Below are 25,157 nucleotides of genomic sequence, written 5' to 3' on the forward strand. Positions count from 1 at the left end.
GACGTCCAGTCGAGGTGCGCGAGTATTCTTCGCCTAGCGAGATGACTGGCCAGACGACCGCCAAGATGACCGAGACGGACTTTCTGTATCTCCACCTTACCGGAGGTGCTGCATGACCCCCCGCGACCGTGAAAAGCTCCGCATTGGCTGGGAAGTTGCAGCACGTGAAGGCTGCATGAGCGACTTTGCCAGTGCCTTGGGTGTCTCCCGTCCAGCAGTGACGCAGTTCCTCAAGAAGCACGACGACCTGCACCGCGCCCTGACGGATGGACGACACAAGTCCGGCCTGTCTGATCAGGAAACAGCGGAGCGCGCCCTGATGTGTGCACAGGCGCATCTGGGCCTGATGAACTGGACCCACGTAGGCCGCTGCTTTGGCGTAGCACGCAGCACCATGATCGGCTGGTCCAAGCGCCACGAAGACGAAATCCTGGAAGCCATCGAAGAACTCCGCGCTGAACGGAGGGCCGCATGAGCGACATCGACCGTTACGGCGCTCTCCTCCAAGCCATCGCCGCTGACGAACTGGCGCGGCTCTACAGGGGCGTGAACCCGAACAGCAACCTCCGCCTGCCCAGCAACCCAAAACGCGCGCTGGCGGACATGCAGGCAACGCTAAACGACATCAACGAACAGAAGAAGGAAAGGGGCTGGGGCTGATATGAGCACCGCTATTCAAAACCTGTTTCCGGGCTTTCCGGATGAGGGGCTACGTCGCCTTTACCCTGGTTCCTTTGAGCGGGACTGGGAGCGCCTGAACTACTATCACGGCGAGTATACCAACAACTGGACCGACGAACTTGAGTTCGACGCAGACTTCCGACCGCCGGAGGATCTGGGTGACCGTATCAACCGGCTCGGCCTGACCAACGAGACTGAGAGCTGGATCGAGTATCACATGATGCGTGCTCTGCTGCTGTCAGGCACGCTGGAACAGGAGGGCCGCGCGCCGGTTATCCTGCGGGCCGGCCATCAGCCCATCAAGGGCCTGCTTCGCGCCCAGATTATCCCACAGCTTTGGGTAGGCGGTTTCCGTCTGGACCTTGCCGTCTGCTACTGGCGCTATGGTTCGTTCGCCCGCATCGCTGTCGAGTGCGATGGCGCAGAGTTCCATTGTGACAACATGGATCAGGTCAACCGCGACAAGCGACGTGACCGCATCCTGATGCAGAACGGCTGGCCGGTTCTCCGCTTCACAGGAAGTGAAATCGCGGCTGGCGTTATCCCGCTGTCAGACGAAGTCGGAAAGGCCCTTGACGGCCTCCAGTGGGACATCGTGACAGCCTACCGCGCAGGGCTTGCGGAACTTCACAGAAAACAGAGAGGGCTGAGCAAATGAGCGTTTCCCCATGGTTCAAGTGTTATCCGGACCAGTTCATCCTGGGCATGGAGAATCTCGATACAGACGAACAGGCGTTCTACAACCAGATCGTCATGCGCATGTATCATGCCGGCGATGCGATCTATGTGGATGACCGCACGATTGCCCGCTGGTGCAACTCCAATGCCCGCAAATGGAACCGTGTGCGGCAGTCCCTTTTGGACAAGGGCCGCATCGTGGAAGTGCCCGGTGGCGGCATCGTTGACGAGCGCGCTCTTGAGGAGATGCACACCTATTGCCGGGAAAGTTCGGCGAAAGTTCCGGAAAGAGTTCGCGAAAGAATTGCGAAACTTTATGCACTTTTCGCGAAAGATACGGAAAAGAATTGCGAAACTGCCTCAGAAAATCCAATAAAATCTGTCCCTCTTTTAGAAGAAAGAAAAAAGAAAGAACTGCCGCCTGACGGCGCGCTTGCCTTGGACAGGCTACGCGCCGTCATCGGGGAAGGGGGAAGCCTCCGAACCGAATTGGACCGACTGGAGGACGCCGTTGCGGGCTGGTGTAGCGAGCACGACGCTTTCGTTGTCAGCAGCAAATTCTCGCGCAACCACTTTCAGGAAAAGCTCCGCGCTCCGCTCCGCGACCTGGGCCTGAGCATCACCTGTCCTGAGCAGCAATCGCATAAGCCACGCGAACACAAGCGCCCTGCCGTGATCATCCCGATCAACGGAGGGCGGAGCAATGAAGCACTGACAGAAGGGGAACGGGCATGAAGTGGACAACAGCAATAGCATTTTTGGGGCTCACTATCTGGGCGGCGTTCGATGAAGGAATTTGGCACCCGCCATTGTGGCTACTTTATTTGGTCATGTCCGGGCTTTGGACAATGAGCGCTATCGCGGATGCCGAAATCAAGATGTTGGAGAAAAAGCTGGGGGATGAAGCATGATCATCTCACCCGCACTAGCCCGCGCCTGCAAGGCTGCCGGCATCACGCTGACCCAACTCCGCGAACAGAACAAGCGCAGGGAAATCGCTCACAAGAGGTTCCAGGTATACCACCACCTGCTCATTGCAGAGCGCGTGCTTTACCCGAACCGCCCACCCATGAGCCAGCCAATCTGCGGACGTCTCTGCCATCGGGATCACACAACGATCCTGTACGGAGCCCGCCAGCATTCTGCCAAGCATTATGGCACGCGCCCTGAAGCCCTGACGGATGAAATGGTTGCGGCCTACGAGACACACCGCGCGCATATCGGGGCCATTTGGGCAGTCCAGTGGCTTGAAGGATATGGCGAATTTGAAATTCCACAGGGTGCTGTGGAAATCGTGGAGGACGCAGCGTGACTTATTGCCCGCGTAAAGACTCCGCTGCCAGCTACGACGCCGCGATTGATGCCATGCGGGAACGTCATGACGCCATCATGGCCGCAGGCGCAAAGCGGATTGAATATATCGGGGATGCTGTCCTGATTGAAGGGGACTGCCTTGAGATACTGCCAGCGCTGGGGCGGGTGGATCACCTGATTGCAGATCCGCCTTACGAAGATGAGCTGCACGAAGCCATTGGGCGCATCCGTCGCAATGACGGTCAGCAAATGATTCAATCGCTCGGTTTCGACGGGGTAAATGCCTCTCGCTCAAAAATTGCTGCTATGAGTGTCGCTGTGTGTTCCGGATGGGTGATCTTGTTTACGCTGGCCGAAGGCGTGCGGGAGTGGCGTGACAATCTGCAGGCAGCCGAAGCCAAGTTCGACACGACCTGTTTTTGGGTAAAGCCAGACTCCGCTCCTCGTTTTAACGGGCAGGGGCCTGCGCGTGGTGCTGAGTGCTTTGTGACAGCATGGGCAGGCACTGGGTATCGGTCGTGGAACGCAGGCGGCAAGCGTGGTGTCTACACGCATTGCGTCAACGGTTCGTCTCGGCACGGAGCGCACCCTACTGAAAAGCCTGTCAGCCTGATGCGCGAACTGCTGGGCGACTTCACAAACCAAGGCCAAACCATCCTCGACCCCTTCATGGGCTCCGGCACTACAGGCGTAGCGGCCCTACAGCTAGGCCGCCGTTTCATCGGCATAGAACTGGACCCCGGTTACTTCGACATCGCTTGCAAGCGCGTGCGTGAAGCATGGAAGCAGCCCCGCCTGTTTGATGAGCCGAAGCCCGCAAAGCCCGTCAATGGAAACCTTTTTGATGGAGGCGCAGCATGACCCCCTCCACAGACGCAACCCTGTTCCTGATCTTCCTGATCACCATGGGCATTGTTCCGGACAAGATACCGCATGACTGGATCAGGAGGCTTTCGAGATGACCTGGCTTTTGTACATGACCCCGCCATCAAAGCAGGCCTCTGCCGCCCGCGAACTCCGCCGCCGCAATATCGAGCCTTACATGCTGATGGCCTTCCCCCATACCCGCGTGAACCGCCATGCCAAGGCGAAGCGCCCGAACCCCAAGATCCGCCCGCGGTACGTAGGAAACTACGTGGCACTGGACCTGACCCCTCAGCAGGAATGGCTCCTGAGCCGTGAGGACTACATGCCGGTACAGGTGCGCCCTGTATTGGTCCGTGACGGAAACGGCCACCAGCGGCGCCCTGTGCTCTCTACAGCGGCAGTTCAGTTCTGGACCGCACCGCCCAGAGGGCTGTTCAGAGACGTGGACGTGCCGCGCCTGCATGAAGCCACGGGCGTGAAGTTTTCGGACGGCGAGAAGGTCGCCAGCTACAGCCACGGCTTTGCGGGCGTTGACGCGCAGGTGATCCGGGCAAGCGTCGTGAACGGCAAGATCAAGGTGGCGTTCAAGCAGGAGATGTGGGAACTTGAAGCAGAGGTTCCTGTTGAGCTGGTTGTAAAGGTTGCTTGACGCTTGACGTGGACGGCGAAACACTTCATGTTGTGCGTGAACTGCTGATCAGACGGCAGCCCTTGTGGCCGAGCCGCTAGCAGGGACAGGGGCGAACGGCTTACCGCAATAGCGAGGCGCTTCCCCCGGCGTGCGAAGCCTTGCCGCAATATAAGCACAATTCGCATCCAGATTCACCGGGCAGCGTAGTCGGCATCTCAGCCCCCCTAGACCCTCCGGCTACTAAGCGAGCCCCAGACCGCAATTGCCTATTTGGCTCCGTGGTCTGGGGTTTTCGCGTTCTAAAAGTGAGAGCGTGTTTCAAGTCCTTCTTGGCGTTCTCACCCATCTCCCTAGGCCCTCCTGTGATTCCCCAGATCTCCCTAGTGGCGGGAGGGCCAACTTTTCCCAGCATCGGCGTGTGTCGCCAAAGTCAACAACCCATCGAAACCATTGACTGCAAGTGACGGCAACGGCGGCACACTCCCATGCTGAGACAGGAGCACCCATGACAGACGAAGAACGCGAGCTTATGCGCAAGGCCCTGGAAGCCGCTGACGCACTGGACAGCCCGGAATACAAGGCTGCTTGTGAGGCTGCCGAAACTAAGGCGCGCATGGAACGCGAAGCCGAAGAGGCAATGCGCGTCTACAAGGATTACGGGAAGGTTTATGCGGCCACCGGCATCCACCCGCGCCCCACGCCAGAGCCCGGCTTCTGTACGCCCGGTATCGACGCCAGCATCTTCGATCCGCCCTCCAGCGATCCCGCCCATTACGAGCTCCCTGAAGACGAAACCGCCACCGCTAAACCCAACGGCGGCCTTTCAGACTAACCCGCGCCAGCAAGGAGAACACCGATGGCCTTTCTTACCCCTGAGCAGAAGAAGTCCTTTGGCGGTGCCATCAACTTCTTTGGCTACCTTCTCGCTGCAGCCGTCATGGTTGCGCTTGCCTGCAAGTTCATCCTGTCCGGCTATCCCCCGCTGTTTGCGTGGCTTGAGCCGCTGAATGAACTGATCATCATTGCGGGCGCTATTGCTACCGGCATCGTGGTCTACAGCAACAACAAGCTGGTGAAGTAATGGCCGCCGCCCTCATCTGGGGAACAGCCGTCATAGCGCTGCTCTGCGCTCTGGGTGGCATGGCGGGCATTCTGAACAAGGACGGCTAGCTTGGTCCTTATCCGATCTCCTATCCGTAGCGTCATCAGGTCGCCTGTCAGTGGCGTGCTTGGGAGTGCTGCTGTCACGTATGACTATTACGTGGACAGCGTGAGTGGGTCGGACAGTAATGACGGGACCAGTCTGGCGGGAGCGTTCCAGACACTCGGGGCGGTAGAAACGGCCGCGCTGGCTTTCGGGGATAATGTTCGGATTGCGCTGGTGGCCGGAAGCGAATGGCGGGAGCCCCTGGAACTATCCTCCCTGAGCGGCGTATCGGTCACCGGCATCGGGGCGCTGCCTGCAAATGGCCTTCCGATTGTCCGAGGTGACGATGTTGTCACAGGCTGGACGGCCCACGCCACGCTCAGCAATGTCTGGGAGAAAACCGGCTGGACGCATGATGCCTCAGGCACCGAGCGCTTGATCATGTTCAAGGACGATGCGCTGATGACGCGCATTGCCGACGCGGCGAGCCTGACGGCAGACGGCCAGTTCGTGACCGCTGTCGGGTCTGACGGGTCGCCATGGACGCTGCAGATTTATTCAACAACAGACCCGAACAGCGACGGGAGTGTATACGAGGCTGGCAAGCGGCGCCGGGGCATCTTCCTCGGCAACAGCGGTACGGTAAGCCTTCTGGAGACGGCCCGAACGCTGGCCAATAATGGTTCATTTGACACGCTGAACAAGACCGGTGCTTCTGTGTCCCGAATGGTTTCGGCGGATGGCGGCAAGCACAACCATTCTATCGGCTCCGGAGAAGTCACCGACATCGTGACGTTCCGGTCTGACCCGCCGACCGTATCGGAGCCAGCAAATACGCTGTTCGTGGCCTATGTGGACAACCCGACTTCCCTGTCGGTGGCCTATACGCGGTGCTTTGCAGCAGACACTGCCCCGGTAAACGGAGTGACCGGGTTTTATTCCCATGGCGCCTCGTCCCCGAGTGACTATTTTGCCTCGCTGACGATGGACCAGTGCGGTGCGAGTGGCGTCAAGAGTGGGTTTTCCGGTCTGTCTCTGGCCCGCACGCTGACCAATATCTACACGCGCAAGACGCCCCAGCCTGTCGCCGGAAATGACGGCACCCTGATCGTCCGGCGCGGCATCTTCGATATGTCAAACCCCGGCAACGGCCTGTTCGACAAGATCGTGTTCACGAAGCTGACGGCTGCTGGAAGCCTGTCCGTGACGTTCGTGGATTGTATATTCTACTCTGCCGACGCCAGCGGCGTTGAGATGATCCGGTTCAATACGGTTGGCGCGTTCACGTTCACCAACTGCATCTTCTACAGCGGCTCGGCGAACCGCCCCAAGATGATCCAGCTTGCGGGGTGGGCGGGCTCGACGATGAACGTCAACGGTTGCATCTTTTATGGCCCCGGCAGCTATATGCTCGATATCCCGAGTACCGTGACCTATGTCGGCAACAACAACGTGTTCTACAATCCGACCGGAAACGTGAACCTCCGGTTCAACTCCACGAACTACACCGACATCGCAAGCTGGCGCACTGCCACGGGGCAGGATGCCAGCAGCGTGATTGCAAACCCGGATTTTTCCGGAACGGTTGCAAACGGGGATTTCCGGCTTACCGCCAGCGGCGGCGCTGACGCCATTGGTGCAGGAGTTCAGAACCACTGGGGTTGGAACACTCGCGCGATTGTCTCAGGCCCTCCGTCTGTCTGGCCGGTCATTCCTGAATCCCAGGCAGATGCCCGTGACTATTGCCTTGATCCTGAAGCTTGGGACTTCTCCACCTGACCCGTCCTAACCTCTCAATCCCTTCAAAGAATACAGGAGTAAGCCTATGGCTTTCGGCTCCTGCTTCCTGATCGCTTAACATTTCCGCGCCCTGGTGTGCGATCCACTGGCCTTCTCCGGCTGGGGACGCGGAGCAATGGAGACTACAGACATGGCATCCCCAACACGTTTCCCGAACGGGATCACCAATGTCAGCCCGACGAGCGCTTACGCTTCGCTGCCATTCCCGAGCCCGATTGCCTACCAGACCTATTTCAACGACTTCCACACCTACGCCGCTGGCGACTGGCTGGTGACGGTTGTTGATACGGACACGGGCGGCGCTGCAGCACGCACCATCGACGCCACGACTGGCGGTGTCCTCAACATCCTGAACGAAGACAACGCGGCTGATTCCACTCAGCTTGCCCTTGGCGGCACGGGCGCAGAGCCCTTCAAGCTGACCATCGGCAAGAAGTTCTGGGTTGGGGCAAAGTTCTCTTCCTCCGATGTGGACAAGAACTTCCTTGCGATTGGCCTTGCCTCGACTGACACCGACCTCCAGGGCGGACTGCCGCAGGATGTGGTCCTATTCCGCGTGGACACCGCTGATGCCAATATCGACTTCGTGATTGGCAAGGGCGCCAGCGCCTCCACCACAACGGCAGTTGGCACCGTCGCAGATTATGCTGAAGGTACGAACAACCTCACCGAAGTGCTGGCCTATTACGATGGCGTCAAATACGTGCATGTCTATGTCGATGGCGTCCTGAAGAAAAGCGTGGACGTGGCGACTACGGACTACATCCCGGACACGGACCTGACGCTGGTGATGGAGATTCACAATTCCGATGCCGCGGCTGATTTCATGGCCGTGGACTGGGTTCTGGTGGCCATCGAGCGCTGATCATGAGACCGTTTGCAAAAACCTACAGCCCGTCCGATGAGGACACTAATGGGCTTGTTGCTGCTGCGACGGGGGCGACAAGCCCTGTCACGCAGGCGGCAACTTCGGCAGGTGACGGCCTTGCTCACCTGGTCACGATCACCAGTGCTGCCAACATTTCAGCCCTGACGATTACCATCACGGGCACGGATGCAGATGGTGGTGCGCTTACAGAGGCTATCACCGGCCCAAATGCCACGACTGTTACGGGAACAAAGTATTTCCTCACAGTCACGAGTGTCGCTATATCCGCAACGCTTGGTGCCAACACGATGGATGTGGGCTGGGCTGATGAGTTCACCACGCCAACGCTCCCGCTCAACTGGCGCAGTCACCAGGCAGCCGGATGGGTCACTGTTACCGGAACGATCAACTACACCGTACAGGCAACGCTTGATCGTATGGGCGCAGGCATTACCCAGCAGGACATCGATTGGCAGGACCTGCCTGACGATACGGTGGATACTTCGGATATCACGGCTTCGGTGAAGTTCGTACTTGAACCCGCAACCACAGCCATGCGCCTGCAAGCCAATAGCTACAGCTCTGGCGCTTCCCTGAAACTGAGTGTCAGCCAGCCTGACATATAATTGCGCCTTAGAGTAGCATAAGTGTCAAAAATCACGGGGCTGAGACTTTTTTGAGCTGAAATCCCGTAACCGAAAGGTGAAATCATGGCCAAGAAGCCCGCAAAGGACAAGCCTGAGCGCGGTAGACCCTCGAAGTATGATCCGAAGTATGCAGAACAAGCCCGAAAGCTCTGCCTGCTCGGAGCAACCGATGAGGAGTTGGCCGGCTTCTTCGATGTCTCGGTCGCCACAATCGATAATTGGAAGAATGCGCACGCTGATTTTTTAGGGGCCCTAAAGGCTGGTAAGGCGCAAGCCGATGCCGAAGTAGCGGATAAGCTCTACCAGCGAGCCCTTGGTTACAGCCACCCGGAAGACAAGATTTTCAACGATAGTGGTGAGCCACTGATCGTGCCGACGACCAAGCACTATCCGCCCGATACGGCAGCGGCGTTCATCTGGCTCAAGAACCGACAGGGTGCGCGCTGGAAGGACAAGCAGGAATTTGAACACAACATCAGCGACGACCTCGCAGCCCTCCTAGATGCCCGCCGCAAGAAAACTGACGCAAGCTGAGTTTGATGCAGCCCTGGTGGAGGACATTGGCGGATTTGCTGGTGATCCGCACCGGTTCTGCATGTACGCATTTCCGTGGGGAGAGGAAGGAACCCCACTTGCGAATGTAGACGCGCCATACGAGTGGCAGCGCGACCTGATGAACGACATCCGGGACGGGCTGGTAACGGTAGAGCAGGCGATCCAGATTGCCACGGCTTCGGGCCACGGTATTGGCAAGTCAGCCTGTGTTGCGATGATCGTGTGCTGGGCCATGGCGACGATGCCACACACGCGCGGTGTCATCACGGCAGGCACGGAAAACCAGCTGAGGACAAAAACGCAGCCTGAGATCGCCAAGTGGTTCCGCATGATGATCTGCGCTCATTGGTTCGAGTGCACGGCGACGAAGATATTTGCCAGGCAGCATCCGACGAGCTGGCGCATCGATTTTATCCCATGGAGTGAGAATAACCCGGAAGCCTTTGCGGGCTTGCACAACAAGGGCCGGCGCATCCTGGTCATCATCGACGAGGCCTCGCAGGTTGCAGACATCATCTGGGAGACCATTCGCGGCGCCCTGACGGATGAAGATACGGAAATCATTTTCCTCACCTTCGGTAACCCGACACGCAATAGCGGCGAGTTCCGCATGTGCTTCGGTCGAAACAGGCACAGGTGGGTTACACGGCAGATCGACAGCCGCTCAGTCCCTGGCACGAACAAGGATCTTTTTGAGGGCTGGGTAGAGGATTACGGCGAGGATTCGGACTTCGTTCGTGTTCGCGTTCGCGGTGTCTTTCCCCGAGCTGGCTCGATGCAACTTATTCCGTCCGATGTGGTGGCCGAGGCGCGCCAGAGAGATGCGGAAGCGCTGGTTACCGATCCGGTTGTCATCGGGGTAGACGTTGCGCGTTTCGGGGATGACCAGAGCGTGATTGCGTTGAGACAGGGACGTGATGGCAAGTCAAGACCGTGGAAGCGGTTCCGGGGCATCGACACAATGACGCTCGCTTCGGAGGTGCACGCACAAGCGTGGCAATACCGTGCTGATGCCATCTTCGTGGATGGCGGCGGCATGGGTGCTGGTGTTGTAGACCGGCTTGAACAGTTGAACCTTCCGCCCGGCTGCCAGCTGTTTGAGGTGAACTTCGGCGGCTCTGCGATGACCAGCGGCAGGATACAGGATGCAGGCGCCAAGTGCGCGAACAAGAGCACGCAGATGTGGTGGGACATGGGCCAGTGGTGCCAACGCGGTGCGCTCCCGGACGAACAGGAAATCGAGGACGACCTTTGCGGGCGTGAATACGGATACAACGCCGCGAACGAGATCCAGGTTGAGAAGAAATCTGACATGAAGAAGCGCGGCCTTGCATCACCAGACAATGGCGATGCCCTCGCGCTGACCTTCGCCCTGCCGGTGGCGCCGAAAGCCATGCAGGCACAGCAGTATGAAATCAGCAACATGCGCTCGGATGAGAGCCGCAACGAAGCGACGGGGTATTGATGGAAGACGAAGACCTCCTCGACCTTGAGCCGGGCCTGCAGGACTCGCCCGCTGACATGGCAGAAGATGCCATGGAAGGGGAGTATGCGTCTGAAGAGGACGAAGCGCAGGAGCAGAACCTGCTGATCGAGGACGTCGCCGGACAGGGCATGGACCTTGCCTTTGCGCTTGAAGACTCGAAGCTGGACCGTATTGCCCAGCGCTGCCTTGAAGCCTACCGCCGCGACCGTGAGGAGCGTGAGGATTGGGAGCAGGGCTTTGACAAGATCATGGCTCTGGTCAAGGCAAAGCGGACGGCGAAGTCATTCCCATGGCCGGGCGCTGCAAACGTCAAGTATCCGCTGATCTCGAAGGCTGCCCTGAAGTTCGGTGCCCGCGCTTATCCGGCCATTGTGAACGGCACAGATGTGGTGAAGCCCGCAACGGTTGGTGAAGACCCGGACGGAGAGAAGCGCAAGCGCGGTGACCGTGTGGCAACCCACATGAACTACCAGCTGCTGATCGACATGCCGGAATGGGACATCGACACCGACCGGCTGTGCCATACGCTGCCATTGCAGGGCACCATGTTCCGGCAGGTCATCTGGGATGCGGAATACACGCGCCCGCTGACCACGCTGATTTCAGGCAAGGACCTGGTTGTCACGCAGGCCGCAAAAGACCTTGAGACGGTCCCGCACTTCGCCAAGGAATTCCCGCTGTTCGTGCACCAGATTCAGGAGCGCATGAAGTCCGGCCAGTATCGTCAGGTCGATCTTGGCATGGACGATCCGGAGGACAGTGACGAGGCGGGAAAGCAGGAAATGCTTGAATGCCATTGCCGCTACGATCTTGATGAAGACGGTTATGCCGAGCCGTGGATTGCGGTCATCCACAAGGAAAGCGAAAAGCTGCTGAGCCTGAAGGCCGGGTTCTGGCCACGAGGTGTTAAGCGCAACGAGAAGGGCGAAGTCCAGTCGGTCAAGCGCCATGTGGAGTTCGTGAAATACGGGTTCATTCCGGACCCTGAAGGCCAGTTCTACGATATCGGCTACGGCCAGCTGCTGCTTGAAGACAGCGAGATCATCAACACGGTCCTGAACCAACTGATGGATGCTGCGACAGACCAGAACCTTGGTGGCGGGTTCATCGGGCAGGGCGTCTCGCTGAAGGGCGGAAACCTCGAATTCCGGCGCGGCGAGTGGAAGTTTGTCAACGTGGCCGGTGACCAGCTGCGCAACAACATTGTTCCGAGGCCTACGAGCCAGCCCAGCCCGGTCCTGTTCAATTTGCTGACCATGCTTGTGGAAGCGGCCTCCGACCTCGCCTCCGACAGCGACATCATGAGCGGCAATGTGCCGGCCAACACGCCTGCCACGACCGTTCTGGCCTCCATTGAAGAAGCGCAGAAGGTCTTCAACTCGATCTACAAGCGGATCTACCGGTCGCTCTCTGAAGAGTTCTACCTGATCGCCCAGCTGAATGCGGCTTACCTCCCGCCAGAGGAATACCAGAAGGTCCTGGATACACCGGTGGGCCAGCCTGACCAGATGCAGCCCGGTATGATGCCCGGCCAAATGCCTGGAATGCCGATGCCGCAGATGGGGCCTGACCCGTCCGTGGATTATTCCGAGCAGGACCGTGACATTGTTCCGGTGGCTGACCCGTCCATGACGACGAGCGCGCAGAAGATGATGCGGGCGCAGTTCCTGCTCCAGATCGGCGGCGGCAACCCGATGTTTGACCAGCGGGAGATCATGCGCCGGGCGCTGGTGGCGGCCTCGATTGATGACATTCAGTCGCTAATGCCTGATCCGGGGCCGGAACAAGCGGCCCAGCAACAGCAACAGCAGCAAATGGCGCTCCGTGCGGCCATGGCTGAAATCCTCGGCAACGAGGCGAGCGCTACCGACGACATGATGAGCGCCCGCCTGAAATTTATCGAAGGCAATGTGAAGGCGCAGGAAGCAATTCTTGAGGCAGCCGCCATGCGCATGAGCCTTATGAACATGATGGGAGTCATGAATGGCGCTTACGGACCGGCAATGGGAGGAATGGGCGGAATGGCTTACCCAGCCCAAAACGGTGGAATTCCTGGACCTGCTCCGGGGCCGGGCTTCGGAAATGGAAGCGGAATGGAAGGAGGCGGTATGGCAGGGCCTCAAGCCGGATTCGGGCAACCTTCCAACGCTCCGCCCAATGGCGCTGGCCTACCAGCAGATAGCCTCCCTGTCTGACACAGACGAGGCGCGCGAAATCATCAACGAACTGCAAAAGCAAGAGGAGCTTGAAAATGCAGAACACGAGCGGGATCAGCCCGACTGAGTACAACGTCCTTGTGCATCGTCACGAGGTCGAGACAACGACGAAGGGCGGGATCGTGCTGGCAGACACGACTCTCGACCGCAAGCAGGCGATGGCGACGAAAGGCACGCTGATTGATGTATCCCCGCTGGCCTTCACCTACGAACGCTGGCCGGAAGGCACCCGCAAGCCACAGATCGGTGACACGGTAGTCATCACAAAGGCCGCTGGCGTCGATGTGGAAGGCGAAGACGGCAAGACCTACCGCCTGCTGAAAGACAAGGACATCGCTGCGGTGATCCTACCTGCGCACAACACGATTGCGGGTCTTGAGGCAGACATTGCTGAAGCGAATGCGGAGGTGAGCCATGTCTGATACACTCGCCCCTGACGTTTCCGCTGAAGAACTGGCAGCAATGGCTGAGCTGGACGCCGCAATTGATGGCGGACGGATTGAAGAACCTGCAGCCACGCCAAAGCCTGAAGCGAAGGAGCCTGCGCCTGCTGCCGAACCAGAGCCAGAACGCGATTACGAGGCCGAAGCCAAGGCAGACGGCTGGACCACGCTGGAAGAATGGGTTGCTGCGGGCAAAGACCCGGAAAAGCACCGTGATGCCAAGACGTTCGTGGAGCTGGCAGACAATGATCCTGCGGTGTTACGCAAGAAGTACACCGAAGAGGTCAAGAAGAACGAGGAATTCCAGCGCAAAATCTCGGCAGCAACGCAAGCCCAGATCGAACGGGCCAAGCAGGAAGCCGACGCGCAATACAAGCAGCAGATCAAGGCGCTCGAAAAAGAGCGCGATGAGATGATCGAGCAGTACGCGGGTGATCCGGCCTCAATCCGTCAGATCAACCAGAATTTCGAGGCCGCCCGCGAGAGCGTCCCACAGCCAACGCCTGAAGAGTCGCTGAACTGGATGGCGCAGCACCCGGAATTCCAGACTGACGCCGTGTTCAAGGCCGCAGCCGTCCAGATCTGCGAAAAGCACAAGGACAAGCCGTTTGCTGAGCAGCTGGCGGAAGCTGACAAGGAGCTGGCTCGCAGGTTCCCGGAATATTACGGGACGCCCGAACCGAAATCTGACCCAAAACCCGCAAATGGCGCGCCTCCGGCCAACAGCCGATCAATTGACGGCGCCAGGACTATCCAGACCCGCGATGTAAAGAGCTTTGACACGCTGCCAGCCGAGGCGAAGGCAATGTTCAAGACGCTCGAAGCGGATGGGATCAAGATCAAGAAAGAAGACTTCGCAAAGGATTTCTACAATGGCTGATGACGTGACCGAAGAAGCCGTGAAGCCGCGCAAGGCGCCCGCAACGATCATGAAGGAAAAGATTGAAGCGCTGGAGGCCGAGAATGCGCGCCTGAAGGCGTTGGCGGAGTCTCCGGTAGTGGAAGCCCCAAAAGCGGCCGAAGCGCCTGCACCGGCCCGCTCACGCGAAAACACGGAAAAGCGCGCCCGCCGCGCCCGTGGAAAGAACGATCTGTCTCACCAGATGAAACTCGGGGTCTCGTTCGACCTCGACCCGAATTACGAGTACCGCTGGATCAATGGCGGGCTCGATGACCAGCGGTTCCATGACAAGACGCAGACTGACAAGCAGGGTGCGGACTGGTCACCATTGACGAGCAATGGCGAGGAACCGTCTGACTCCACCGGGACCGTGCTGCGCAGAGCAGTCGGAACCAACCAGGCAGGACAGGTTGAATATTCCTATCTGTGCCGCAAGCCGAAGGATCTTTACGAGGAAGATCACGGCGCAATCCAGGCCCTGAACGACAAGCGTATGCAGGCCATTTTCGAAGGCAGGGGCCAAGCCCTTGGCGAAGCAGCGACCCCGGACGACGACAAACTCGGATACGAGCAGCGTACCGAGATGACCGGAGTGGGGCGCAAGGCCATCAAACTCTAACCAATAAAGGTACGCTACTATGGCGAACACAGACGCAGCGTTTGGGCTCAAGCCCATCCGCTACCGCGACGGTGCGCCCTATAACGGGGCCGTTAAGCGGTACTACATTGGAACGGGCGACTCCAACAACCTCTTCATCGGGGATGTTGTGGCTCTGTCCGGTTCCGGAGACAGCGCAACTGGTGTGCCCGGCATTGTCCGGCATACGGCAGGCGCTGGTTCATCGGCAGGCGACGGTCCTGTAGGTGTTGTCATGGGGTTTGAAAACCTCACATCCGACAACCTCTCCCGCACCTATCGTCCTGCTTCCACAGCCATGTTCGTGTTTGTTGCGGACAGCCCGAACCTCGTGTTCATCGCACAGGAAGATTCCGACACCAGCACGCTGGATCAGGATGACATCGGACTGAATGCCAACATCGTTATCGGCACCGGCAGCACCACAACGGGTGTCTCTGCGGTCGAGATCGACTCGAACACGGCAGCAACCACAGCAACGCTGGACCTTCGCATTCTCGGGCTGCACCGCCGCCCGGATAACGAAATCGGCACGAATGCCATCTGGGAGGTGATGTTGAACAACCACCCATGGCTGAGCCTTGAAGGGGAATAACCAATGACTGAGAACAGAGGAACACTCCCCAAGAGTCTATGGCCGGGCGTCAAAGCCTGGTGGGGTGCTGACTACAAGCAGTATCCCGAAGTCTGTCGTCAGATCTTCGACGTTCAAAACTCCAAAATGGCGTTTGAAGAAGACGTGCAGATCACCAGCATGTCGGCAGCCCCGGTGAAGGATGAGGGCGGCTCCCGCACCTACAACAACATCGGTCAGGGCTACACCACGCGCTACACGCACATTGCGTATGCGAATGGTTACCAGATCACGCGGGAACAGTTCGCGGACAACCAGTACGTCAAGGTTGCCCGTGCACGTACCCGCGCGCTCTCGAAAAGCCACCGCGTGACCAAGGAAACGGTTTCGGCAAACGTTCTTAACCGGGCGTTCACGTCCGGCTATGAGGGCGCTGATGGCGTAACCTTCCTGTCTACGGCTCACCCGGAAAAGGTCGGCACGTTCTCCAACCGCCTCGCTGTTGCAGCGGACCTGTCGGAGTCCTCGCTGGAAGACCTGATCATCCTGATCATGACGGCGACCGACAGCGTAGGCGATCCGGTTCAGCTGGAAGCCAAAAAGCTGATTGTTCCGCCGCAGCTCATTTTCACGGCAACGCGCATCCTGAAGTCCACGCTGCAAAGCGGCACGGCCAACAATGATGTGAACGCCATGAAAGAGATGGGACTGCTTCAGAATGATCCGGTCAAGTGGAACTACCTGACCGATCCGGACGCATGGTTTGTGCAGACGGATGCTCCAGAAGGCATGAAGCTGTACCAGCGTGAAGCCCGCGAGATCAAGAAAGGCCAGACCGATGACGACACGGACAACCTCAAGGTCAAGTCCTATGAGCGTTTCTCGGTTGGCTATACCGATCCACGGTCGCTGTACGGGTCTCCCGGAGCAGGCTGATGAGTGACGAGGCGGACTGGGTATACGGCTACTGCCAGCGCACGGGGTTCAAGGTGAAAGCCTCTGACCTCGTGGAAGAATGGACAGGGCTACTGGTCCGCCCGCAATCACTTGATCCAAAGCATCCATTGCTTGATTTTCCGGCCCCGCGTGGTGAGGAGCTGCGCGCCAATCCCACGGGGCCGGAACAATTTACCGATGAAGGGGATAGCGACATCCCCACCATCTCCGAATTAGGGGCCAATAACTGATGGCGCTTTCCGGTACACGGGACGATAGCTACACGGTGGCTAACCTGCTTGATGAGGTGTTCACGCATCTCCAGGTCAAGCGGGGCGGCAATCCCATTTCTTCCGTGCAGGCAGCCAATGGCATTGCGGCGCTGAAGGGGATGCTGCGTACATGGTCCGTGAAGGGCATCCGGCTGCACCTCTGGCAGGACCAGACGGTGACGCCGGTAAATGGCACATCGAGTTATGCCCTGACGATCCGGGCGCTGGAGGTTGCGCAAGGTTGGCGCAGGACGGCCGGCAATGACACGCCTCTGCGGATGTATACCCGCGAGGAATATAACCGCCTGCCGAACAAGACGGCGAGCGGAAGCCCGTTCGTGGCATTCGTGGACATGGACAGGGCGGCGACGAATATTGTCACCTATCCGGTTCCCGACACGACAAGCGCGGCAAACGATGTGCTCTATTTCCCTTGCAAGGTTGCGCTCCAGGATGCGCTCACCACTGCACAGGACTTTGATTTGCCCCCGGAGTGGTCCGAAACGGTCATGTGGAACCTGACAAAGCGGCTTATCCCGCAATATCCGGGCCTCGATCCGCAGGCCCTGCAAATCATCTACGAGATGGCCCAGACAACCTATGACGACCTTGCGGGCCATGACCGCGAAGGGTCTGTCTTCATGCGGCCCGCACGCCACGGCTGATGTCCGCTGCAGTTATCTCCTCAAGCCATTACGAGGCGGATTCCTACGGGGATGCGCGCAAATGGTGCATCAATTATTATGCGGAGAAGAACCCGACCGACCCGCAACGGCCCATGCGTCTTGTGACAACGCCGGGTAGCGTGATTGTGGACAATGGGTCCGTGCTTGGCGGCATTCCGCGCGGGCTGTTCCAGGCGGACGGCTTTGCCTCGGGCAAGCTGGTGGTCCCGGACGGCACGACAATCCGTCTCTATGACCCGAACGTGGATGCATGGACTTCTCTTTCCGGCCCCATAACGGGCTCAGATCGCGTCAAGGCAGCGTTTGGAGAAGTCGAGGCAGCGTTCCTTGCCAATGGCGCGCTGTTCGTCTCTGACGGCTCCTCCGTGGCGGCTGTGACGGATGCAGACTTCGCAACGCTCCTGTCTGACCATAGCCAGACGGCTTTCTCCAGTGTCGTGACTATCGGCCAGCGCATGGTGTTCACCTATGGCAGCCGGTTCGGATACTCGGCAGCGCTGGATTTCGACAATACGACGACGCTCAATTACTACACCGCTGAGAATGCGCCGGATGGCATTGTTGCGGCTGCGGTCCTCGGGGACATGCTCTGGATCTTCGGGACGCAGACGATTGAACCATGGGTGCAGACCGGGGACAATGACGACCCGTTCCGCCCATTGACGGCTCAAGTTGTGCGCCGGGGCTGCATGGCACGCGATACGATCCGCGTCCTCGACAACAGCCTGTTCTTCATTGCGGATGACCGCACGGTAAGACGGCTTGATGGGCTGGTGCCAACGATCCTCAACGCAGACGATGCGTGGGTGACGCGCCATCTTGAAGGCGTGAGTGCGTCGGACGTGATCTGTTCCACGATGGAAACGGATGCGCACAGCTTTTACATCATCAACACGCCGACCGCCTGCATTGTCTATGACGTGGCAACCGGCCAGTGGCACAAGCGCGAATCCTATGACGAAGACACATGGGAGTGGGCCTATATTGTCCGCAAGGATGCGACCTTCTACGCCGGGAGCAGGCTTTACAGCACGCTGGTGACGCTGAGCCGGTCCTATCGCTCCGACCGCATGGCGGATAGTTCCACGTTCGGGACGGAGATCGTGCGGAAGTTCAGTGCACACCTGCCTGTGATGAAAGGCGTTCCGCCAATCCATTGTGTGCGCCTCGACACGCTAAGCGGCGTCGGCCTCAACAGCGGGCAGGGATCAAGCCCGGTCATCTCGCTGGAAGTCAGCGCTGATCGCGGCAACACGTTTTATGACATGGGCGATGCAAGCCTTGGTGAGATCGGAGCGTACGACGCGCAGGTCTATTGGGATGGCTGCGGACGGATAGAGCCACAAATGGGTGTACTCCTGTTTTCCATGTCTGATCCGGTGGCTTCAGCTCCGGCGATGGTAGCGATCAACGAGCGCTGAGATGACCAACGGACAGAGAGCAGGCGCCCGCAGGGGACTGCGTGGGCATGAGGCACGGGCGGTGGAGACCGAAACCGGCCTGCGTATCACGCTCGGCGCCAATTACCGGGATGTCGCCGTGTCCAGGGAGATGACGGCGGACGAAATCGAAAAGGCGGTTCGTGTCGCCTGCATCCAGTTGACCAATGGCTGACAAGAAGCGCCAGCTGCCTGACAAGATCGTGGACGCGGATGGACGGCCTACGCTGGATTTCCTGACGTTCATGGATGACCTGATCTATGGCACGGCGCCGGACAGTATCGGCACGCTGCTTTCCGGGCGGAACACGGACAGCGCTCAGATTACAGGCATCATTGCGGGAACGGTTGCCATTGACCCGCTGATCGATAGCAGGGGCCGTCTTTCAGAGGAACTGGATGCAACCAACGCAAACATTGCCAGCACCGCGTCATCTGCCTCTGCAGGCGCCCTGACGGCATCAATTTCTCCGGTTTACGCCTACGCATCGACAACCGGCGGCGCCACCGGAACAACCAACAGTGTCACCGTTACGGCAGCAGGCGGCACCCCGACATACACTTATGCATGGACCAAGAAGTCCGGCGACACTGTGACGGTGAATAGCCCAACAGCTGCAACAACCACGTTTTCAGGAGCGGTGGGCGTCGTCGGCGGGTTCCTTTCCGCTGTCTACACCTGCACGGTTACGGACTCTGCAGGGTCGCCCGCGACATTCACAGTCGATGTGAACGTCACAATCAACGATTTTACCTAGGAGGCGCCTGATGGGATTCCTGTCTGACATCATTGGCGGCATTTTCGGAAACGAAACGGCTGACAAGCAGGCTGACAGCATCGTCAATGCTCAGAAGCAGGCGAACCAGACGCAGCTTGACATGTTCAACCGGGCGGTGGCGCTGAATGAGCCATACCGTCAGGCGGGCCTCAACGCGCTGTCCGTGCAAGGCGGACTGCTGGGTATGTCGAACCTGGTGCCACAGGATGCCGTCACGGCCAGCATGGCATCAGACCCGAACTCGACCGTCTGGTCACAATACCTGCAGAACAACCCGGATGTGGCGCAGTGGGCGAGCACGTCAGCGGGCCAGCCATTCTTCACAAAGGGTGCGGGCAAGTCAGCGGATTACAATGGGGACGGCACTGTCTCAGCCAATGAGATGGCGCAATACCACTACAACAATTACGGCAAGGGCGAGGGCCGCACGATTGGGCAGGCGCCGCAGTCCACGGGACAGGTCGGAACAGCCCAGCCGGTCGGGCAGGGTTATACTCCGGACTCTGCCTATGACATGTTCAACAATAGCGGCTTTGCCAAGTCGATGCTGGAAACGACCAGTGCGGACATGGACCGCATGGTCGGCGCGTTCGGAGCGGGCGGGAATGCACTATCAGGTTCAGCCATCGGTGCGCTGAATGACCGTAACCGGCGCAATACGTCCGGCGCGTTCAACAACTACTACAACGCGCTCTCCGGCATCTCGAACACGGGTGCGAACATCGGCTCGCAGCAAGGCCAGCAGGCGATCAGCACAGGTCAGAACATTGCGCAGGGCCAGATCAATAACGGCTACACGCGGGCGTCCAGCTACGGCCAGCAGGGCCAGAACAACGCCAATATCCTGAACAGCGGCGCCAATGCGCTCGCCATGTGGTTCGGAGGTCAATGATGCAGAACGCCCTCGGATTCATGCCCGGTGAACACAACTGGATGGAAGGCAAGCCCATGCCGGGGCAAACCGCCCCCATGCAGGAGAAAAAGCGCGGCCCCGTGATGGGTGCCCTGAATGCCCTGTTCCAGTACGGCGCCCCGGAAGCGTATCAGGCTGGCGTCCAGCAGAAGATGAACAAGGGCATTTCCAACGCGCTGGCCGGTGGCGACTATGGCGGGGCCGCACAGGCTGCCTACGGCGCAAACGACTGGCAGACCGGAATGCAGCTTGGCCAGATGGGCCAGCAAGCACAGGATGCCCAGCGCCAACAGGAAGCACAAGGCGTGCTGAACCTGTTCTCTGCCGCCCAGCCAGCCCAGATCAGCGAAATGGCCATGACAGATCCTGTCGGATTCGAGCGCATGACCGGCATGACCGCAGACGAGTACATGCAGGCAGGTCAGCGCATGGCGCAGGCAGGCCTCTCTCCGGAGCAGTTCCATCAGTACGTGATCCAGAAGGCGCAGGCCGAGCTGGGGATGGCGCCTGCCGGACCTGTCGAGGGCAAGGCGATCAATAACCGCCTCGTGGACCCGTACACCGGCAAGGTGATGGGTGACTACAGCGATCCAGCGGCGCCGGAATACGAACGCGTCACGACCGCTGATGGCATTTACGAGTACATTCCCGGCCAGCCTGAGAGCATGCGCAAGATCGGGGAAGCGCCGGTCAAGTCTCCGCTGGTCAATGTGAACACGGGCGATGTGGGCGCGGGTGACCGCCCTATCGTGGACAAGCCGCCGAAGGGCTACCAGCGCGTGTGGGATCCGGAGTCCCAGACCTACCGCGACATGCCGATCCCCGGAAGCGCGGACGAACGCGACGATGCAGCGATGCGCCTGAAAGCCACTCAGAGACTGGCTGCTGAAGGCGAGCAGTTCAGCACCATGGTTAGCAACATTGATGATGCCATCAACATGGTGGACAACACGTCTGCGGGCTTTGGCGCGATGACTGAGGGCATTCCGACAACGCCAGCCCGAAACCTGAAGGCCAAACTTGAAACGGTGCAGGCCCTGATCGGCTTCGACAAGCTGAACGAGATGCGCCAGACCAGCCCAACCGGTGGTGCACTTGGCAACGTGACAGAGCGCGAACTTGCGTTCCTGCAATCAGTTCGCGGCTCGCTTGATACGCGCCAGAGCCCCGAACAGCTGAAGGCTACACTGGCGGACGTAAAGGCGTCCCTGGAGCGCTTGCAGGAAGTGCGGGAAATCGCATTCCGCATGGAAAACGGATTGCTGGAACCGGGGCAGGAAAAGCCGAAGGTGTCTGTTGCTCCGCCTGATCCGGCTGAGATCGACGCATTGGTCAATCAGTACCTGAACGGACCGCAATAATGCCAACCCGCGAAGAACTTGGTATTGCGCTGAAAAATGCGCATACGGCTGGCGATGCCGAGGCGGCACGCAAGCTGGCAGCGGCTATCCAGCAGATGGATATGCAGCCTTCCATGGCTACCACCACGCCCGACTTCCAGAACGGCGGCATGGACCTTGTGTCTGAGGGAGGGCCTCAGTCGCAGCCAAAGATGGGGCGCGCTCAAAGCGGCTACACAGGCGCACAGAGCGGCTTTGCATGGGGCACGGCAGATGAGCAGGCCGGCATCAAGCGCCTGCGTGCGGACAAGCTCGGACGCGTGGGCGAAGGCGTGAACTTTGCCGCTAGATTTATTCCAGGCATGGGCGTGGCTGATGCTGCGGCGGGCACAATCGCAGATATGCGCGGCATGGGCGGCTCGTTCCGTGAGGGCGTCGAAGACCGCCGTGCGCAGGAAACAAAGGCGCGCACGGATAATCCGGTCTCGTACATGGCGGGTGAAATTGTCGGCAGCTCTGTCGCGCCTGTCGGTGGATCGGCAAGGGCTGCGACGAAAACGGCACAAATCGGTAAGGGAATGGCGACAGGCGCAGGCGCTGGCGGTGTTTACAGCTTCGGCGCTGAAGACGGAACCCTTCTGGACCGTGCAAAAGCTGGGGGAATTGGTGCTGTGGGTGGCGCTGCCTTCGGTGGTGCGCTCTCAGCCGTCATCCCGCGTAACATTCCGCTTGGCGACGTCCTCAACGCCGAGCTGTTCGGTGCCAAGGTTGAGCGGCCCGTCCTCAAGACCATCGAGCGTATGCTGATCGACAGTGGTGTCTCCCCGAACGACATAAGTGCGGGGATAGTAAACATCCGCCAGAGACTGCAAAGCGGCGATGTTTCGTCTGGACTGCCGACGCGGTTCAAGGATGAGCTGGTCAAAGAGTTTGGCGAGAAAGCGCGCGGGGTAAGTAAGGCGGTCGAAAACCAGATACGCGGCGGCGCAGCACGCTCTGGCAGCGCGTCGGATGCGGCTGTCGCGGCGGCTGTGAGTGAGGACAACGCGGCTGCTCGTGAGCTGTTTAGTCGTTCGCTGGATCAATTTGCTGGCACCGCCTCCCGCCCGGAACTCCGTGGCCAAGCCATCGATCAACTCGGCCAGATTGTCGAAGAACAGTATAAGCCGATTTTGGCGCAACCGATAGTCGATCCTGCGAAAAAGCAGGCGCTTGTTGATGTGCTGAACCTGCCGCGTATGCAGAAGCTTACGACAGACCTCGCAGAAGATGCCGAACGCGAAGGTATCGACCTTGCGCAGATGATCCAGAACAACCCCGCAGAGGCGGCGCACTGGATGCAATCCAAGGCTCGCCAGCTGGCTGATGATCGGGGCCGTGTCTCGGCTTCGGGGCGTGTCCTGCCAGACCGCACCATGTCAAACCGCCGGCAGGACATCCTGAATGCGCTCGAAGATGCCGTTCCAGGATACCGCGAAGCCCGCATGGAGTTCGGAGACAAGTACGGCGTCACGCAAGCCGTTAACTTTGCCAAGGGCTTTCTGAGCCGCGCAAAGGACGATGTGGCCGTATCTGACATGGCGGAAGAGTTCTCAAACATGTCGCAGGCCCAGCAGCAAATGGCCGTAGCGTCCATGCGCAGCATTCTTCAGGGCTCTGCTGAAAACGTCCGCTACGTTGATCCGGAAGTTGGCGCTTCAGCGCTCAGGACCGCTGAAATCGGCAAAGAGCCTGTATTGCGCGCTCTCTCGGATGTGTTCGGAGAACAAGGCACAAAGATCGCTGACGACATCAAAGCGATTGTGTCGCGCACAGATGCCAATCGTAGGATCAATCCGCAGGCCACCGGTTCGGACACCACCCCGAAAGCCGAGGCAATCAAGTTCGCTATGCGCAACACACGCGGCCCGCTTCAGCGCGGGATCGGCGCCGTGTTCGGCAGCGTGCCGTCTGACCTGCTTGGCTCGGCCCTTGTTGGCGCACCCACACCGATCGGTGCAGCCCGTGCGGCATCTCAGGGCGTCGGCAAAATGGCTGACCGCCGCGCCATGTCCACCGTGGACAAGGTGACGGAACTTCTGCTGGCGCGTCCGCAGAATGCTCTGGCGCCGAACAATGCCCCGCGTGGTGGATCACCACCCGTTAGCGGTGGCAGCATTGTGGACCAGATCGGACAGGAAGCGCAAACGAAACCAGCCAATGCGCTGGCACCTCAGCAGCCCATGAAGTCATCCGGCACAGCCACTTTCGGAAACGACCTCGCCAATGCAGCAGTCGGCGGAACAGTCGGTGGCATGGGCGGCAGCTTCTCCGGTGAGTTTATCGACTACAACAAGGACGGCAAGATCGATGAGACCGACAAGCAGATCGGTTTCCTGATCGGCACGGGTGTTGGGGCCTTTGGTGCGCCTGCTGGCACGCGGGTTGGGGTCAAGGGTCAGCGGTTCGACATGAAGGGCTCCGGCCCATCCGGCAAGCTCCCCAAGCTGAAAGGTTCAGCATCCGTAGATGTCTCCAGACAGGGCGATACACTCACCATCAATATGTTGAAGGTTCCAGAAGGCTTGCGTGGAACAGGTGAAGCATCACGCGCTGTAGATGATATACTAAAACAGGCTGATGCCGAAGGGCTCACGGTTTTCTTGACTGCCGATCCAGTCGGCTCTGGTGGCCTATCAAAATCCCAGCTTGAGGCGTTTTATAAGCGCCGCGGATTCGTCTCGAACTCTGGCAGAAATAAGGACTTCCGCGCCCAAGCGGGAATGGTTCGACACCCACAGACACCGATGCGTGGAGCCGGAATTTCTGGTCCTCCCAAGCCCCCCAAGCTGATGAAGGATGTCCCCAGAGGAAAGCCCCCCAAAGGCGGCAACCCGAACCTCGGGCAAGGCAACCTGATCCGCCAGCAGTACGAGGGCAAGAACCCGCCACGTCTTCCGGAGGGGCCTATGACGGATGCGCAGATCAAGGCCCGCAAAGCCCGCGAAGCCGCCATGCCGCTGATCGAGCAAGGCCTGTCAGGTGAAGCCATCCGCCAGCAAACCGGCGTCCAGACGCTCACTTACAAAGGCCAGACGGTCATCCTCCCGCCATACCTGAACGGCGTGAACAATGAAGCCATCCATCGCTTCTTCTATGACAGCCTGAAGCAGCCTTTCGAGAAGCGCCCGAAATGGGTCCAGAATGCCTTGCGCCAGATAGCAAGCAGCGAAGATGACGCCCTGCGCCAGCAGTCGCTCTGGGACCAGAAGAACCCCCTGGCTCTCGGCACGGAACGCACGCCGATGGTGAAGCCGGGCAAGAATGCCCTCAGCGGCAAGTAGAATTTCCTGAACAATCCAATCAAT

General features: G+C 59.2%; 29 protein-coding genes. All 29 read left to right on the plus strand.

Annotated elements, in window-relative coordinates; translation table 11 throughout:
* Positions 1-112 precede the first annotated feature (112 nt).
* Positions 113-475: a hypothetical protein gene (locus HY17_RS09420; RefSeq protein WP_034766146.1), complete on the plus strand. Its 363-nt coding sequence runs from the start codon at positions 113-115 to the stop codon at positions 473-475.
* Positions 472-660, plus strand: a complete 189-nt coding sequence (locus HY17_RS09425; RefSeq protein ID WP_034766147.1) for a hypothetical protein — start codon at positions 472-474, stop codon at positions 658-660. The genes HY17_RS09420 and HY17_RS09425 overlap by 4 nt, the downstream gene beginning before the upstream one ends.
* 1 nt (position 661) lies before the next feature.
* The gene (locus tag HY17_RS09430) at positions 662-1,339 is read left to right on the plus strand and encodes an endonuclease domain-containing protein (protein ID WP_034766148.1); all 678 of its coding nucleotides are present in this window, start codon (positions 662-664) and stop codon (positions 1,337-1,339) included.
* Positions 1,336-2,094 carry a DUF1376 domain-containing protein gene (locus tag HY17_RS09435; RefSeq protein WP_034766149.1) on the plus strand — a complete coding sequence of 253 codons (759 nt, stop codon included), beginning with the start codon at positions 1,336-1,338 and terminating at the stop codon, positions 2,092-2,094. The genes HY17_RS09430 and HY17_RS09435 overlap by 4 nt, the downstream gene beginning before the upstream one ends.
* The gene (locus HY17_RS09440) at positions 2,091-2,270 is read left to right on the plus strand and encodes a hypothetical protein (RefSeq protein WP_034766150.1); all 180 of its coding nucleotides are present in this window, start codon (positions 2,091-2,093) and stop codon (positions 2,268-2,270) included. Before HY17_RS09435 ends, HY17_RS09440 begins: the two co-directional genes overlap by 4 nt.
* Positions 2,267-2,671, plus strand: a complete 405-nt coding sequence (locus tag HY17_RS09445) for a hypothetical protein (RefSeq protein ID WP_034766151.1) — start codon at positions 2,267-2,269, stop codon at positions 2,669-2,671. The genes HY17_RS09440 and HY17_RS09445 overlap by 4 nt, the downstream gene beginning before the upstream one ends.
* A gap of 77 nt (positions 2,672-2,748) precedes the next feature.
* Positions 2,749-3,534 (plus strand): site-specific DNA-methyltransferase, encoded by a 786-nt coding sequence (locus HY17_RS20615; RefSeq protein ID WP_197020258.1) that lies wholly within the window; start codon positions 2,749-2,751, stop codon positions 3,532-3,534.
* A 97-nt stretch (positions 3,535-3,631) separates the two neighbouring features.
* Positions 3,632-4,189, plus strand: a complete 558-nt coding sequence (locus tag HY17_RS09455; RefSeq protein ID WP_034766152.1) for a hypothetical protein — start codon at positions 3,632-3,634, stop codon at positions 4,187-4,189.
* Positions 4,190-4,676: 487 nt separating this feature from the next.
* Positions 4,677-5,003, plus strand: a complete 327-nt coding sequence (locus tag HY17_RS09460; protein WP_034766153.1) for a hypothetical protein — start codon at positions 4,677-4,679, stop codon at positions 5,001-5,003.
* Between the two features lie 24 nt (positions 5,004-5,027).
* The gene (locus HY17_RS09465) at positions 5,028-5,252 is read left to right on the plus strand and encodes a hypothetical protein (RefSeq protein WP_034766154.1); all 225 of its coding nucleotides are present in this window, start codon (positions 5,028-5,030) and stop codon (positions 5,250-5,252) included.
* A gap of 180 nt (positions 5,253-5,432) precedes the next feature.
* Positions 5,433-7,097, plus strand: a complete 1,665-nt coding sequence (locus HY17_RS09470) for a hypothetical protein (protein ID WP_197020259.1) — start codon at positions 5,433-5,435, stop codon at positions 7,095-7,097.
* 151 nt (positions 7,098-7,248) lie between these two features.
* Complete coding sequence (locus HY17_RS09475; protein WP_034766156.1) at positions 7,249-7,983, plus strand: hypothetical protein; 735 nt, start codon at positions 7,249-7,251, stop codon at positions 7,981-7,983.
* Positions 7,984-7,985: 2 nt separating this feature from the next.
* Positions 7,986-8,612 (plus strand): hypothetical protein, encoded by a 627-nt coding sequence (locus HY17_RS09480; RefSeq protein WP_034766157.1) that lies wholly within the window; start codon positions 7,986-7,988, stop codon positions 8,610-8,612.
* An 84-nt stretch (positions 8,613-8,696) separates the two neighbouring features.
* Complete coding sequence (locus HY17_RS09485) at positions 8,697-9,167, plus strand: hypothetical protein (RefSeq protein WP_051599888.1); 471 nt, start codon at positions 8,697-8,699, stop codon at positions 9,165-9,167.
* A complete protein-coding gene (locus tag HY17_RS09490; RefSeq protein ID WP_051599889.1) occupies positions 9,136-10,653 on the plus strand; it encodes a hypothetical protein in 1,518 nt (505 codons plus the stop codon). Before HY17_RS09485 ends, HY17_RS09490 begins: the two co-directional genes overlap by 32 nt.
* Positions 10,653-12,869 (plus strand): hypothetical protein, encoded by a 2,217-nt coding sequence (locus tag HY17_RS09495; RefSeq protein WP_034766158.1) that lies wholly within the window; start codon positions 10,653-10,655, stop codon positions 12,867-12,869. The genes HY17_RS09490 and HY17_RS09495 overlap by 1 nt, the downstream gene beginning before the upstream one ends.
* Before the next feature lie 56 nt (positions 12,870-12,925).
* Positions 12,926-13,312, plus strand: a complete 387-nt coding sequence (locus tag HY17_RS09500) for a hypothetical protein (RefSeq protein ID WP_034766159.1) — start codon at positions 12,926-12,928, stop codon at positions 13,310-13,312.
* The gene (locus HY17_RS19395; protein WP_051599890.1) at positions 13,305-14,213 is read left to right on the plus strand and encodes a hypothetical protein; all 909 of its coding nucleotides are present in this window, start codon (positions 13,305-13,307) and stop codon (positions 14,211-14,213) included. The genes HY17_RS09500 and HY17_RS19395 overlap by 8 nt, the downstream gene beginning before the upstream one ends.
* The gene (locus tag HY17_RS09515; RefSeq protein WP_034766163.1) at positions 14,206-14,853 is read left to right on the plus strand and encodes a hypothetical protein; all 648 of its coding nucleotides are present in this window, start codon (positions 14,206-14,208) and stop codon (positions 14,851-14,853) included. The genes HY17_RS19395 and HY17_RS09515 overlap by 8 nt, the downstream gene beginning before the upstream one ends.
* Before the next feature lie 19 nt (positions 14,854-14,872).
* Entirely contained in the window at positions 14,873-15,466 is a 594-nt protein-coding gene (locus tag HY17_RS09520; RefSeq protein ID WP_034766166.1) for a hypothetical protein, read from the plus strand.
* Between the two features lie 3 nt (positions 15,467-15,469).
* Positions 15,470-16,381, plus strand: coding sequence for a Mu-like prophage major head subunit gpT family protein (locus HY17_RS09525; RefSeq protein WP_034766167.1), 912 nt, complete (start codon positions 15,470-15,472; stop codon positions 16,379-16,381).
* Positions 16,381-16,632 (plus strand): hypothetical protein, encoded by a 252-nt coding sequence (locus HY17_RS09530; RefSeq protein WP_034766169.1) that lies wholly within the window; start codon positions 16,381-16,383, stop codon positions 16,630-16,632. The genes HY17_RS09525 and HY17_RS09530 overlap by 1 nt, the downstream gene beginning before the upstream one ends.
* Positions 16,632-17,318: a hypothetical protein gene (locus tag HY17_RS09535; RefSeq protein ID WP_034766171.1), complete on the plus strand. Its 687-nt coding sequence runs from the start codon at positions 16,632-16,634 to the stop codon at positions 17,316-17,318. The genes HY17_RS09530 and HY17_RS09535 overlap by 1 nt, the downstream gene beginning before the upstream one ends.
* Complete coding sequence (locus HY17_RS19400) at positions 17,318-18,760, plus strand: packaged DNA stabilization protein (RefSeq protein ID WP_051599892.1); 1,443 nt, start codon at positions 17,318-17,320, stop codon at positions 18,758-18,760. Before HY17_RS09535 ends, HY17_RS19400 begins: the two co-directional genes overlap by 1 nt.
* 1 nt (position 18,761) lies before the next feature.
* Complete coding sequence (locus tag HY17_RS20235) at positions 18,762-18,953, plus strand: hypothetical protein (RefSeq protein WP_155843584.1); 192 nt, start codon at positions 18,762-18,764, stop codon at positions 18,951-18,953.
* Positions 18,946-19,536: a hypothetical protein gene (locus tag HY17_RS09550; protein ID WP_034766174.1), complete on the plus strand. Its 591-nt coding sequence runs from the start codon at positions 18,946-18,948 to the stop codon at positions 19,534-19,536. Before HY17_RS20235 ends, HY17_RS09550 begins: the two co-directional genes overlap by 8 nt.
* Before the next feature lie 10 nt (positions 19,537-19,546).
* The gene (locus HY17_RS09555; RefSeq protein WP_034766177.1) at positions 19,547-20,449 is read left to right on the plus strand and encodes a hypothetical protein; all 903 of its coding nucleotides are present in this window, start codon (positions 19,547-19,549) and stop codon (positions 20,447-20,449) included.
* Positions 20,449-21,831, plus strand: coding sequence for a hypothetical protein (locus tag HY17_RS09560; protein ID WP_034766178.1), 1,383 nt, complete (start codon positions 20,449-20,451; stop codon positions 21,829-21,831). The genes HY17_RS09555 and HY17_RS09560 overlap by 1 nt, the downstream gene beginning before the upstream one ends.
* Positions 21,831-25,133, plus strand: coding sequence for a hypothetical protein (locus tag HY17_RS09565; RefSeq protein WP_034766179.1), 3,303 nt, complete (start codon positions 21,831-21,833; stop codon positions 25,131-25,133). The genes HY17_RS09560 and HY17_RS09565 overlap by 1 nt, the downstream gene beginning before the upstream one ends.
* Positions 25,134-25,157: the final 24 nt, after the last annotated feature.

It is taken from the genome of Hyphomonas sp. CY54-11-8, from assembly GCF_000682735.1.
Taxonomy (GTDB): domain Bacteria; phylum Pseudomonadota; class Alphaproteobacteria; order Caulobacterales; family Hyphomonadaceae; genus Hyphomonas.

What these genes read in the sequence shown, in the direction of transcription:
- HY17_RS09420 (WP_034766146.1), top strand. Translation starts at nt 113, where the DNA reads ATGACCCCCCGCGACCGTGAAAAGCTCCGCATTGGCTGGGAAGTTGCA.
- HY17_RS09425 (WP_034766147.1), top strand. Translation starts at nt 472, where the DNA reads ATGAGCGACATCGACCGTTACGGCGCTCTCCTCCAAGCCATCGCCGCT.
- HY17_RS09430 (WP_034766148.1), top strand. Translation starts at nt 662, where the DNA reads ATGAGCACCGCTATTCAAAACCTGTTTCCGGGCTTTCCGGATGAGGGG.
- HY17_RS09435 (WP_034766149.1), top strand. Translation starts at nt 1,336, where the DNA reads ATGAGCGTTTCCCCATGGTTCAAGTGTTATCCGGACCAGTTCATCCTG.
- HY17_RS09440 (WP_034766150.1), top strand. Translation starts at nt 2,091, where the DNA reads ATGAAGTGGACAACAGCAATAGCATTTTTGGGGCTCACTATCTGGGCG.
- HY17_RS09445 (WP_034766151.1), top strand. Translation starts at nt 2,267, where the DNA reads ATGATCATCTCACCCGCACTAGCCCGCGCCTGCAAGGCTGCCGGCATC.
- HY17_RS20615 (WP_197020258.1), top strand. Translation starts at nt 2,749, where the DNA reads ATGGCCGCAGGCGCAAAGCGGATTGAATATATCGGGGATGCTGTCCTG.
- HY17_RS09455 (WP_034766152.1), top strand. Translation starts at nt 3,632, where the DNA reads ATGACCTGGCTTTTGTACATGACCCCGCCATCAAAGCAGGCCTCTGCC.
- HY17_RS09460 (WP_034766153.1), top strand. Translation starts at nt 4,677, where the DNA reads ATGACAGACGAAGAACGCGAGCTTATGCGCAAGGCCCTGGAAGCCGCT.
- HY17_RS09465 (WP_034766154.1), top strand. Translation starts at nt 5,028, where the DNA reads ATGGCCTTTCTTACCCCTGAGCAGAAGAAGTCCTTTGGCGGTGCCATC.
- HY17_RS09475 (WP_034766156.1), top strand. Translation starts at nt 7,249, where the DNA reads ATGGCATCCCCAACACGTTTCCCGAACGGGATCACCAATGTCAGCCCG.
- HY17_RS09480 (WP_034766157.1), top strand. Translation starts at nt 7,986, where the DNA reads ATGAGACCGTTTGCAAAAACCTACAGCCCGTCCGATGAGGACACTAAT.
- HY17_RS09485 (WP_051599888.1), top strand. Translation starts at nt 8,697, where the DNA reads ATGGCCAAGAAGCCCGCAAAGGACAAGCCTGAGCGCGGTAGACCCTCG.
- HY17_RS09490 (WP_051599889.1), top strand. Translation starts at nt 9,136, where the DNA reads ATGCCCGCCGCAAGAAAACTGACGCAAGCTGAGTTTGATGCAGCCCTG.
- HY17_RS09495 (WP_034766158.1), top strand. Translation starts at nt 10,653, where the DNA reads ATGGAAGACGAAGACCTCCTCGACCTTGAGCCGGGCCTGCAGGACTCG.
- HY17_RS09500 (WP_034766159.1), top strand. Translation starts at nt 12,926, where the DNA reads ATGCAGAACACGAGCGGGATCAGCCCGACTGAGTACAACGTCCTTGTG.
- HY17_RS19395 (WP_051599890.1), top strand. Translation starts at nt 13,305, where the DNA reads ATGTCTGATACACTCGCCCCTGACGTTTCCGCTGAAGAACTGGCAGCA.
- HY17_RS09515 (WP_034766163.1), top strand. Translation starts at nt 14,206, where the DNA reads ATGGCTGATGACGTGACCGAAGAAGCCGTGAAGCCGCGCAAGGCGCCC.
- HY17_RS09520 (WP_034766166.1), top strand. Translation starts at nt 14,873, where the DNA reads ATGGCGAACACAGACGCAGCGTTTGGGCTCAAGCCCATCCGCTACCGC.
- HY17_RS09525 (WP_034766167.1), top strand. Translation starts at nt 15,470, where the DNA reads ATGACTGAGAACAGAGGAACACTCCCCAAGAGTCTATGGCCGGGCGTC.
- HY17_RS09530 (WP_034766169.1), top strand. Translation starts at nt 16,381, where the DNA reads ATGAGTGACGAGGCGGACTGGGTATACGGCTACTGCCAGCGCACGGGG.
- HY17_RS09535 (WP_034766171.1), top strand. Translation starts at nt 16,632, where the DNA reads ATGGCGCTTTCCGGTACACGGGACGATAGCTACACGGTGGCTAACCTG.
- HY17_RS19400 (WP_051599892.1), top strand. Translation starts at nt 17,318, where the DNA reads ATGTCCGCTGCAGTTATCTCCTCAAGCCATTACGAGGCGGATTCCTAC.
- HY17_RS20235 (WP_155843584.1), top strand. Translation starts at nt 18,762, where the DNA reads ATGACCAACGGACAGAGAGCAGGCGCCCGCAGGGGACTGCGTGGGCAT.
- HY17_RS09550 (WP_034766174.1), top strand. Translation starts at nt 18,946, where the DNA reads ATGGCTGACAAGAAGCGCCAGCTGCCTGACAAGATCGTGGACGCGGAT.
- HY17_RS09555 (WP_034766177.1), top strand. Translation starts at nt 19,547, where the DNA reads ATGGGATTCCTGTCTGACATCATTGGCGGCATTTTCGGAAACGAAACG.
- HY17_RS09560 (WP_034766178.1), top strand. Translation starts at nt 20,449, where the DNA reads ATGCAGAACGCCCTCGGATTCATGCCCGGTGAACACAACTGGATGGAA.
- HY17_RS09565 (WP_034766179.1), top strand. Translation starts at nt 21,831, where the DNA reads ATGCCAACCCGCGAAGAACTTGGTATTGCGCTGAAAAATGCGCATACG.